This is a genomic window from Anaerostipes sp. 494a, assembly GCF_001940315.1.
Taxonomy (GTDB): domain Bacteria; phylum Bacillota; class Clostridia; order Lachnospirales; family Lachnospiraceae; genus Anaerostipes; species Anaerostipes faecalis.
In genome coordinates this window covers 895,528-906,089 of sequence record NZ_MJIF01000001.1, presented here as the reverse complement: position 1 = coordinate 906,089, position 10,562 = coordinate 895,528, and the positions used below count along the sequence as shown (strand labels likewise).

At 37.1% G+C, this 10,562-nt stretch carries 11 protein-coding genes; all 11 read left to right on the top strand.

Translation table 11 applies throughout. The features are described from left to right. Positions 1-3: 3 nt before the first annotated feature. The 11 genes from trpC to BHF70_RS04570 all read left to right on the top strand — a co-directional run bounded on the left by trpC (position 4) and on the right by BHF70_RS04570 (position 10,472). Positions 4-783 (top strand): indole-3-glycerol phosphate synthase TrpC, encoded by a 780-nt coding sequence (gene trpC, locus BHF70_RS04620; protein ID WP_075759166.1) that lies wholly within the window; start codon positions 4-6, stop codon positions 781-783. Beyond that, positions 780-1,400 (top strand): phosphoribosylanthranilate isomerase, encoded by a 621-nt coding sequence (locus tag BHF70_RS04615; RefSeq protein WP_075759165.1) that lies wholly within the window; start codon positions 780-782, stop codon positions 1,398-1,400. The genes trpC and BHF70_RS04615 overlap by 4 nt, the downstream gene beginning before the upstream one ends. Beyond that, positions 1,393-2,583 (top strand): tryptophan synthase subunit beta, encoded by a 1,191-nt coding sequence (gene trpB / locus BHF70_RS04610; protein ID WP_075759164.1) that lies wholly within the window; start codon positions 1,393-1,395, stop codon positions 2,581-2,583. Before BHF70_RS04615 ends, trpB begins: the two co-directional genes overlap by 8 nt. Then, positions 2,573-3,367, top strand: coding sequence for a tryptophan synthase subunit alpha (gene trpA / locus BHF70_RS04605; protein WP_075759163.1), 795 nt, complete (start codon positions 2,573-2,575; stop codon positions 3,365-3,367). The genes trpB and trpA overlap by 11 nt, the downstream gene beginning before the upstream one ends. Before the next feature lie 56 nt (positions 3,368-3,423). Beyond that, positions 3,424-4,611 carry a pyridoxal phosphate-dependent aminotransferase gene (locus tag BHF70_RS04600; protein ID WP_075759162.1) on the top strand — a complete coding sequence of 396 codons (1,188 nt, stop codon included), beginning with the start codon at positions 3,424-3,426 and terminating at the stop codon, positions 4,609-4,611. A 13-nt stretch (positions 4,612-4,624) separates the two neighbouring features. Next, a complete protein-coding gene (hisC, locus tag BHF70_RS04595) occupies positions 4,625-5,674 on the top strand; it encodes a histidinol-phosphate transaminase (protein ID WP_075759161.1) in 1,050 nt (349 codons plus the stop codon). A gap of 207 nt (positions 5,675-5,881) precedes the next feature. After that, a complete protein-coding gene (locus tag BHF70_RS04590; RefSeq protein WP_075759160.1) occupies positions 5,882-6,760 on the top strand; it encodes a DUF5688 family protein in 879 nt (292 codons plus the stop codon). Positions 6,761-6,836: 76 nt separating this feature from the next. Further along, the gene (locus BHF70_RS04585; protein ID WP_075759159.1) at positions 6,837-7,982 is read left to right on the top strand and encodes an AI-2E family transporter; all 1,146 of its coding nucleotides are present in this window, start codon (positions 6,837-6,839) and stop codon (positions 7,980-7,982) included. Then, positions 7,979-8,827, top strand: coding sequence for a thymidylate synthase (gene thyA / locus BHF70_RS04580; RefSeq protein WP_075759158.1), 849 nt, complete (start codon positions 7,979-7,981; stop codon positions 8,825-8,827). Before BHF70_RS04585 ends, thyA begins: the two co-directional genes overlap by 4 nt. A 10-nt stretch (positions 8,828-8,837) precedes the next feature. After that, complete coding sequence (locus BHF70_RS04575; RefSeq protein ID WP_075759157.1) at positions 8,838-9,326, top strand: dihydrofolate reductase; 489 nt, start codon at positions 8,838-8,840, stop codon at positions 9,324-9,326. A 75-nt stretch (positions 9,327-9,401) separates the two neighbouring features. Further along, positions 9,402-10,472, top strand: a complete 1,071-nt coding sequence (locus tag BHF70_RS04570; protein ID WP_075759156.1) for a branched-chain amino acid aminotransferase — start codon at positions 9,402-9,404, stop codon at positions 10,470-10,472. The last annotated feature ends 90 nt before the right edge of the window (positions 10,473-10,562 follow it).

Below are 10,562 nucleotides of genomic sequence, written 5' to 3'. Positions count from 1 at the left end.
TAAATGATTTTAGATGATATTGTAGAAGAAAGAGAAAAACAGCTTCAAAGGGAAAAAGAGTATATACCGTTTGAAGAAATGAAAGAGATGGCCCAGAATTCCTCAAATAAAAATCATGGTTTTAAACAGGCTTTGGAAAAAGAAGGGTTATCAGTCATTGCAGAAGTAAAAAAAGCATCTCCTTCCAAAGGAATCATTGCCGAAGATTTCCGCCCGGTGGAAACAGCAGTGGCTTATGAAAATGCCGGAGCATCGGCAATTTCCTGCCTGACAGAAGAACATTATTTTAAAGGCGGCAGCAAGTATTTCGCAGATATTCGTTCAAAAGTTGAGATTCCAATGCTTCGGAAAGATTTTATCTTTGACGCTTATCAGATTTATGAAGCAAAAGTTCTTGGTGCAGATGCAATTCTGCTGATTGCAGCAATTTTAGAAGAAGATAAATTAAAGGAATTGTATGAATTAGGGAAGAGCCTTGGTATGGATTGTCTGGTAGAAGTACATAACGAGGAGGAATTGAAAAAAGTTGTTTCCTGTGGATGTGATATTATCGGCATCAACAACCGGAATTTGAAAACTTTTGATGTAGATCTAAGTACAACTTCCAAGCTGGCGGATAAGATACCATATGAAGCAGTTTTGGTATCTGAAAGCGGAATGAAAGGGAAAGAGGACCTGTTAAATGTAAGAAATCAGGGAGCAGACGCGGTACTGATTGGAGAAACATTTATGCGTTCAGATAATATTGCAGAAACTATGCAGGAATTACGGAGCAGCTTATGAAAGTAAAAATGTGCGGTCTTCGCAGGATAGAAGATATTGAATATGCCAATGAAGTAAGACCAGATTATATCGGATTTATTTTTGCAGATACGTGGCGAAAGATCAGTATAGAAACTGCTGTAAAATTAAAAAAGGCATTAAATCCCGAAATCAAAGCCGTAGGGGTTTTTGTTAATGAATCTATGAACGTTATGGTTCAGATAGCAAAGGAAGTTCCTTTGGATATCATCCAGCTTCATGGAGATGAAACAGAAGAGGTTATTACCGGACTTCGTGAAAAGACAGGGCTTGAAATCTGGAAAGCGGCAAGAGTCCGTGCAGCAGAAGATATTGAAAAAGTACAGAAACTTTCTGCAGATAAAATTTTATTAGATAGTTTCTCAGAAGATGCTTATGGGGGAACAGGGAAATTAATGAATGTTTCATTGATTGAACAGGCATCCATCGAGAAACCATTTTTTGTGGCGGGGGGATTAACCATAGAAAACACTGGAAATATCATAAAAAGGATTGATCCTTATGGAATTGATATTTCCAGTGGAATTGAAACTGAAAAAAAGAAAGATTTAGATAAAATGAAAAAAATCATGGAAATCACAGGAGGAAAAAATGAGTAAAATAGGTAGATTTGGAGAGTACGGTGGACAGTATGTACCGGAAATCGTTATGAATGCAGTCAATGAACTGAATGAAGCATATGAAAAATATAAAAATGATCCGGAGTTTCTGGAAGAACTTCACAAATATTACAGAGAATATGCAAATCGACCATCATTATTGTATTTTGCAAAAAAAATGACAGAAGATCTGGGCGGAGCAAAAGTTTATTTAAAGAGAGAAGATTTGAATCATACAGGAGCTCATAAGATTAATAATGTTCTGGGACAGATTCTTCTTGCAAAACGAATGGGTAAGAAACGTATTATTGCAGAGACAGGAGCTGGACAGCACGGAGTAGCAACAGCAACAGTTGCGGCACTGTTTGATATGGAATGTGTGGTCTACATGGGTGCAGAAGATGTGGAAAGACAGAGTCTTAATGCGTATCGTATGGAACTTCTTGGAGCCAAAGTTGTTGCAGTACAGAGTGGAACCAGAACCTTAAAAGATGCTATTAATGAAGCGATGAGAGACTGGGCAACAAATATTGAAACAACATTTTATTGTATCGGTTCTGTTATGGGGCCTCATCCATATCCTACCATGGTAAGAGATTTCCAGAAAATTATCGGAGAAGAAACCAGACAGCAAATGCAGGAGCAGGAAGGAAAACTTCCGGATTGTGTGGTCGCTTGCGTTGGAGGGGGATCCAATGCCATGGGTGCATTTTATGATTTTATCAAAGATGAAAGTGTCCGCCTGGTAGGTGCAGAAGCAGCAGGAAGAGGTGTGGATACATTAGAACATGCAGCAACCATTGCAAAAGGAACCAAAGGAATTTTCCATGGAATGAAGAGTTTGTTCCTGCAGAATGAAGAAGGACAGATTGATCCGGTATATTCTATTTCAGCTGGACTTGATTATCCTGGAATCGGGCCGGAACATGCACATCTTCATGAAATCGGACGGGCGGATTATGTAAGTATTACCGATGAACAGGCAGTTTCAGCTTTTGAATATCTGTCTAAAACAGAAGGAATTATTCCTGCCATTGAATCATCCCATGCAGTGGCAGCAGCTATGGAAATTATTCCAACTATGAGAAAAGATCAAAGTATTGTCATTTGCCTGTCAGGGCGTGGAGATAAAGATGTATATCAGGTAGCAAGATACAGAGGAGTGGAGTTAGATGAAAATTAGAGATACATTTGCAAAAAGAATGGAAAAAGGGCAGAAAGCCCTGATTACTTATATTGTTTCTGGTGATTATGGATATGAGACTACCAAAGAAAATATCAGAGCTATGGTACGTGCCGGGGCAGATATTATTGAAATTGGAGTACCATTTTCAGATCCTATTGCGGAAGGTGTCGTGATTCAGGAAGCCAGCCAGCATTCTCTGGCAGGAGGAACAACTTTAGTTGGAATCTTCAATATGGTAAAAGAGCTTCGTGAAGAAATTAAAGAGACTTCTTTTGTGATGATGCTTTATTTAAATACCATTTACCGTTTTGGGACAGAGAGATTTTTTGATTTATGTAACGAATGTGGAGTGGATGGTGTCATTGTTCCGGATATGCCATTTGAGGAAAAGGATGAAATTCAGGGAAGTGCTACAGCTCATGGAGTTGATAATATCAGTCTGGTAACACCAACATCCCATGAACGAATCGCAACTATTGCAAAAGAAGCAGAAGGCTTCTTGTATTGTGTTTCTTCCATTGGTGTGACTGGAACAAGAAGTAAATTTACTACAGATTTTGATGAATTCTTTAGTGTGATTAAGAAGAGTGCCAAAATTCCATGTGCTGTTGGATTTGGAATTTCCGGACCAGAACAGGCAAAAATGATGAGTCAGTACTGTGATGGTGTCATTGTAGGAAGCGCAATTGTAAAAATTATCAGTAAATATGGGGAAGAAAGTCCTGAAAAGGTATATGAATTTACAAAAAGTTTACGGGATGCAATTGATGAGGGAATGTAATATTGTATTTTTCTGCTTTTTCCTATAAAATAGTATGAAAGAAAAGGAGAGAGAGCATGTTATCAAAAGAAGTACTAGAATTATCAAAACAACATTCTGTCATTCGTGACATTTTTGAATTTGGAATGCAGCGTGCCAGAGAAGTAGGTGCTGAAAACGTATTTGATTTCAGTATCGGAAATCCCAGTGTACCTGCACCCAAAGAAGTAGATGAAACCGCTTTAAAGTTTTTAAATACACTAGATCCTGTGGATGTACACGGATATACAAGCAATGCAGGAATTTTAGAAGTTAGAGAAGCTATTGCACAGTCTCTGAATCGCCGGTTTGCAACAAATTATACAGCTGCCAATATCTTTATGACAATCGGGGCAGCGGCAGCACTGGGAATCTGTTTTAAGAGTCTTGTGGATGGACCGGAAGACGAAATTATTACATTCGCTCCGTATTTTCCAGAATATCAGGTGTATGCACAAGGTGCGGGATGCAAGCTTACTGTGATTCCGGCAGATACAACAAGTTTTCAGATTAATTTTGATGAATTAGAGAAGGCTTTAAATACAAATACAAAAGCAGTTTTGATTAATTCGCCAAACAATCCTTCAGGAGTAGTTTACTCTGAAGATACGATTAAACGTCTGGCTGCTTTACTGGAAAAGAAGCAGGAAGAATATGGACACAGTATTTATATTATTACGGATGAACCGTATCGTGAAATTGTTTATGATGGTTTTGAGGTACCTTATGTGCCACATTATTATAATAATACATTGGTAGGATATTCATTCAGTAAATCTTTGTCTATTCCAGGAGAACGTGTAGGATATATTGTTGCACCGACAGAAGCAGAAGATTTTGAAAATCTGCTGCCTGTATTTATTGCTTCAGGAAGACTGCTGTCTTATGTAAGCGTTCCAACATTGTATCAGAAAGTTGTTGGGGAATGTGTGGATCTGACTGCTGATATTTCTATTTATCAGAGAAATAAAGATTTATTCTACAATGCACTTGTTGATATGGGATATGAATGTGTGGAACCGGGAGGAGCCTTCTATTTATTCCCGAAAGCATTGGAAGAAGATGCAAATGCTTTCTGCGAGAGAGCCAAGAAGTACGATCTTCTGATCGTTCCAGGGGACAGTTTTGGATGTCCGGGACATGTGAGAATATCCTATTGTGTACCTACAGAACGTATTGAAAAAGCATTGCCATTGTTCCAGAAACTGATGGATGAATATAAATAGACGGGAGAGAATTATGAGCAGCTGGAGAGATAATGTAAGAAATGTGGAACCGTATACACCAGGGGAACAGCCAAAAGAACAGGATGTTATTAAATTAAACACAAATGAAAATCCATATCCGCCATCACCAAAGGTTCTAGAAGCCATGGAAAATATTAAAAATCTTCGAAAATATCCGGATCCTGCAGCCGCAGAGCTGGTTGATGCCATTGCAGATTATCATGGGTTTACAAGAGATGAAGTATTTGTAGGGGTTGGATCAGATGATGTTTTGGCAATCGCATTTTTAACCTTTTTTAATGGAAAGAAACCGGTGTTGTTTCCGGATATTACATATTCATTTTATCCTGTCTGGGCAGATCTGTTCCAGATTCCATATGAGACAAAACCGTTAGATGATGATTTTAATATTATCCCGGAAGACTATTATGGCGAAAATGGTGGAATTGTTTTTCCAAATCCAAATGCACCTACAGGAGCCATGCTGTCTTTAGATGCAGTTGAAGACATTATAAAATATAATCAGGATGTTGTTGTAATCGTAGATGAAGCATATATTGATTTTGGAGGAACAACAGCAAAAGAGCTTACAAGAAAATATGAGAATCTTCTTGTGGTTCAGACCTATTCCAAATCACGTTCTCTTGCCGGATTGCGTATAGGTTATGCTATCGGAAATAAAGAACTGATTAAAGCAATGAATGATGTGAAATATTCATACAATTCATATACAATGAACGAACCTTCTATTATAATGGGAAAAGCTGTGCTGGAAGATGAAGCATATTTTCAGGAAACAAGAAAGAAAATTATTGAGACGAGAGAATGGTTTAAAGAAGAAATGAAAAAACTTGGCTTTTCATTTGCTGACTCCATGGCTAATTTTATATTTGCAACTCACAAAACAGTTCCTGCAGAGGAATTATTTGCTGAAGCAAAGAAGAACAAGATTTATGTTCGGTATTTTAAAAAGCCTCGAATTGATAATTACCTGAGAATCACTATTGGAACACGAGAGGAAATGGAAGCACTGCTTCAATTTTTTAAAGACTATATTAAATAGAAGATAGAAACAAAACTGAACTGGCCTCCTAAAATTAGATTTAAAAATCTAACGATGGGAGGTCCGCTTTTTTATAAAAAAATATTGATATTATTCCAGAATTTGTATAAAATATAAATGGAAATTATTTACAAAAATAGAAAACGTGAGGAATGGCAGCAGCCAGGGGTATGCATGAGTTTTCATCCATGAAGGAAGGAGAGCATCATGTTAAGTAAAAAAGAGTTTTACAGTTATGTTGAACATCACATTCTGGAATTTATGAAGGATACCAGAGAGAAAGAAGCGGTTGTCCAGAAAACAGCCAAGAACAATCAGGTGTCAAGAATTGGATTATCTGTAGGGAAAAGAGAGGAACGCTTACTTCCTGTTTTATATCTTGAACCGTTTTACAGAAAATATTCTAAAGGAGAGGAACTTGATACTGTCTTAGCAGAAATTGCATCCGCATATGAGGAGTATGAAGGATGTTTTCCACTGGACCCGGGAAAGATTGAAGATTATGATTTTATCAAAGAGAATCTGTTCTTTCGTCTTGTCAATTATGAGAGAAATCAGAAACAGCTTCAAGAATGTCCGTATGAACGTATGGAGGATCTTGCGGTAACCTACCGGTGGATTGCATACCGCAGTCATGACGGAATGGCAAGTGCCATAGTCAGATACAGAGATATGATTTTGTGGGGAATAACGGAAGAACAGTTAAAAGCAGATGCCATAGCAAATACCAAGAAGATATTCCCGCCAACCATTAGAAAAATACAGTCAGTGATTCCGGTACATGTGGAAGAGGGAGATATTCCTGTTTTTGTATTGTCAAACGGTGATTATATGAATGGTGCATCGGCAATGATATATAAAGGTATTTTAAAGGAATTTGCAGAACGTATGAATTGTAATCTGTATATTCTTCCAAGCAGTATTCATGAAGTCATAATCCTGTTGGAAGAAGATGCAAAAGATATAGGGGAGTTGTTTAAAATGGTGAGGGAGACCAATCAAAGTGTAGTAGATCGTGAGGAAGTACTATCTGATAATGTTTATTATTATGACCGGAATGCAGATAAGATTACAATTGCCAGATAAGATTATGTAACGTATAATATCAGACAAGAGTTAGTTTACTGGAAATTATGTTTTAGCATTAAGAGGTGAGACTTACATGAAGCGTTGGGAAATTTATTTGGATATAATTATGGAGCTTTTGGTAATAGTCGCAGGAGCAATCCTGATTATTTTTGTTTTGCCGAAAGTTTTAGGATTTTTATGGCCGTTTGTAGCTGGCTGGATTATTTCACTGATCGCACATCCTGTTATTGAATATCTGGAGAAGAAGATAAAGATTCCCAAAAAATTTGGATCAGCTGTGTTAATTATAGCAGTTATCAGTGCAATCCTGGCAATCTTATATCTGATCATTCGTCTGTTGGGAACACAGATTATTAACTTTATACAGGGATTTCCGGATTTGCGTCTGGAGATGTCACAGCAGATAGGAAAATTTCAGGGAAAGGTTCAGTATTTTGTTCATTTGCTCCCCCATGGTTTTCAGAATCAGATGCTTAAGGTGGCAGGATCATTGGGTCAAGTGGTGCAGAAGATGGCTACAGGAATTGGAGATTATGGAGTATCTCATGCCGGAAGTATGGCAAAAGGAATGACAAATGGATTGATCGGTGTTGTTGTAATGTTTTTCTCTTCCTATGTCTTCTTAAAAGATAAAGAAAAATTTATAAAGATGTATCAGCAAATGATACCAGATGTGATAAAACATAAAATAGATATTTTTGTTCATAATACATTGGGAGTATTGGGAAGTTATTGTCTGGCACAGATTAAAATCATGTTTATCGTGATGGCAATTTTATGGATTGGACTTAAAGTGGCAGGAGTTCAATATGCTTTCATATTTGCGGTATTGATTGGCATTGTGGATATCTTCCCGATTTTAGGAACAGGGACAGTTATTATCCCCTGGGCACTTGTGAAGCTGGTGACAGGGGATATAAAATCAGCAGTCATTTTTTTAATTGTATACGCAATCTGTCTTATCTTAAAACAGGTTCTGCAGCCAAAGATGATGGGAGCTACCATGGGTATTTCAGCTCTTACGACTATCTTTTTGATCTATGTAGGGTTTAAACTGGGTGGCCTTGGAGGAATGCTTCTGACTCTGATACTTGGAATGTTTACTATTAATTTATACAGACTTGGTATTTTTGACCGTAAGATTGCATTTTTTAGAAAAAGGATAGAGATGCTGACGATTAACAGTGAAAAAGAAGAAAGTGAGGATAAAGAATCATGAGTTATGCAGATAAGCTGTTTATTAACATGTGTCAGGATATTATAGATCATGGGACAAGTACGGAGGGAGAGAAAGTTCGCCCTCACTGGCCTGACGGGACACCTGCATATACCATAAAGCAGTTTGGTGTAGTGAATCGATATGATCTTTCAAAAGAATTTCCAGCTTTGACTTTAAGAAAGACATATATTAAATCAGCAATTGACGAGCTTCTATGGATCTGGCAGAGAAAGTCTAATAATGTTAATGATCTGAAAAGCAAAATCTGGGATGAGTGGGCAGATGAGGATGGATCTATAGGAAAAGCATATGGATATCAGATGAGAGTAAAACATCAGTATAAGGAAGGTATGATGGATCAGGTGGATCGGATAATCTATGATCTTAAAAATAATCCATACAGCCGGAGAATCATGACTAATATTTATGTTCATCAGGATCTTCATGAGATGAATCTTTATCCATGTGCCTATAGTATGACCTTTAATGTCACCAAGAAACCGGGACATGACAAACTGACGTTAAATGCGATTCTGAATCAGAGATCACAAGATATACTTGCTGCTAATAACTGGAACGTTGTTCAGTATTCTGTTTTGGTTTATATGCTGGCACAGGTGTGTGATATGGAACCGGGAGAGTTTGTTCATGTTATTGCAGATGCACATATTTATGACAGACATATTCCTGTTATTAAAGAGTTAATTAAGAGAGAGACATATCCGGCACCTAAATTCTGGATGAATCCGGAAATTAAAGATTTTTATGATTTTACACTGGATGACTTCAGAATTGAAGATTATCAGGCTGGAGAACAGATTACAAATATACCGATTGCAATTTAGGAGGAAAAAAATGAATCTCATTGTAAATGCTGATAAAAACTGGGGAATTGGAAAAAATAACGAACTGCTTGTGCATATTCCAAATGATATGAAAATGTTTCGACAGACAACTATTGATAAAGTTGTGGTAATGGGAAGAAAAACTTTGGAAAGTTTTCCAAACGGTATGCCTCTTCCTAGGCGAACCAATATAGTTTTAACAAGAGATGAAGATTACAAGGTAAAAGGAGCGGTTATAGTTCATAGCAAAGAGGAGTTATTGGAAGAACTTAAGAATTATGCAGATGAAGATATTTTTATTATCGGGGGTGAAAGTATTTATCGAATGATGCTCCCACACTGTAATGTTGCATATGTAACCCGGACAGATTATGCTTATGATGCAGATACCTATTTTCCGAATCTGGATGAGATGTCAGAATGGAAGCTTACTTCTATAGGTGAGGAAGAAACTTATTTTGACATAGAATACCGATTCTTAAAGTATGAAAAAGTATAAAGAATGCATTGACATTGAAAAAAAAAAGTTTCATAATAAATGCAAGACTTAGATACAGGAAGGAAGAGATTGAGGATGTTAGATATTAAAGTTACAAAAACAGAAAGCCCAAAAGCAAAACCTGCAAAAGATGATCCATTGTTATTTGGTACCATTTTTACAGATCACATGTTTATTATGGATTATACAGAAGGAAAGGGATGGCATGATGCAAGAATCGTTCCTTACGGAGAAATTTCACTGCCACCTGCTGCTACAATTTTCCATTATGGACAGGGCGTTTTTGAAGGCTTAAAAGCATATAATGGAGAAGATGGAAGTATTCAGCTGTTCCGTCCGGATATGAATGCAAAACGTTCTAACCGTTCTTCAGACAGATTATGTATTCCGGAAATTCCAGAAGAAGATTATGTACAGGCAATCAAAGAATTAGTTAGTTTAGATAAAGAATGGATTCCAAGTGAACCAAATCATTCATTATATATTCGTCCTTTTATTATTGGAACAGATCCATTCTTAGGATTACGTACATCAGCATATTATAAATTTATTATTATCTTATCTCCAGTAGGACCTTACTATCCGGAAGGATTGGATCCAGTAGGAATCTGGATTGAAGATGATTATGTAAGAGCTGTCCGTGGAGGAATCGGAGAAGCAAAAACTGGTGGAAACTATGCTGCCAGCATTTTATCTCAGGTGAAAGCACATGATGAAGGATATTCTCAGGTACTCTGGTTAGATGGTGTACATAGAAAATATATCGAAGAAGTTGGAGCAATGAATATTTTCTTCAAGATTGATGGAAAAGTTTTAACTCCAATGCTGAACGGAAGTATTCTTCCTGGAATTACAAGAGATTCCGTTATCCACTTATGTAAAGAATGGGGATTGGAAGTTGAAGAAAGACGAATCGCCATTGATGAAATCAAGGAAGCATGGGAGAATGGAACACTGGAAGAAGTTTGGGGAACTGGTACAGCGGCAGTTATCTCACCAGTTGGTAAATTCCGTATGGGAGACGAAGTTATGCAGGTACAGGATGGCGGAATTGGTGAATTAAGCCAGAAACTGTATGATACAGTAACAGGAATTCAGCTTGGTAAAATTGAAGATAAACATGGATGGGTTGTAAAAGTCGACTAATCATAGGAAAAGATAAGCCAATATACGATAGTGTATATTGGCTTTTTTATTACATAGGAAATTCCTTTGAATTTTCTATGTAATAAAAAA

What these genes read in the sequence shown, in the direction of transcription:
- trpC (WP_075759166.1), top strand. Translation starts at nt 4, where the DNA reads ATGATTTTAGATGATATTGTAGAAGAAAGAGAAAAACAGCTTCAAAGG.
- BHF70_RS04615 (WP_075759165.1), top strand. Translation starts at nt 780, where the DNA reads ATGAAAGTAAAAATGTGCGGTCTTCGCAGGATAGAAGATATTGAATAT.
- trpB (WP_075759164.1), top strand. Translation starts at nt 1,393, where the DNA reads ATGAGTAAAATAGGTAGATTTGGAGAGTACGGTGGACAGTATGTACCG.
- trpA (WP_075759163.1), top strand. Translation starts at nt 2,573, where the DNA reads ATGAAAATTAGAGATACATTTGCAAAAAGAATGGAAAAAGGGCAGAAA.
- BHF70_RS04600 (WP_075759162.1), top strand. Translation starts at nt 3,424, where the DNA reads ATGTTATCAAAAGAAGTACTAGAATTATCAAAACAACATTCTGTCATT.
- hisC (WP_075759161.1), top strand. Translation starts at nt 4,625, where the DNA reads ATGAGCAGCTGGAGAGATAATGTAAGAAATGTGGAACCGTATACACCA.
- BHF70_RS04590 (WP_075759160.1), top strand. Translation starts at nt 5,882, where the DNA reads ATGTTAAGTAAAAAAGAGTTTTACAGTTATGTTGAACATCACATTCTG.
- BHF70_RS04585 (WP_075759159.1), top strand. Translation starts at nt 6,837, where the DNA reads ATGAAGCGTTGGGAAATTTATTTGGATATAATTATGGAGCTTTTGGTA.
- thyA (WP_075759158.1), top strand. Translation starts at nt 7,979, where the DNA reads ATGAGTTATGCAGATAAGCTGTTTATTAACATGTGTCAGGATATTATA.
- BHF70_RS04575 (WP_075759157.1), top strand. Translation starts at nt 8,838, where the DNA reads ATGAATCTCATTGTAAATGCTGATAAAAACTGGGGAATTGGAAAAAAT.
- BHF70_RS04570 (WP_075759156.1), top strand. Translation starts at nt 9,402, where the DNA reads ATGTTAGATATTAAAGTTACAAAAACAGAAAGCCCAAAAGCAAAACCT.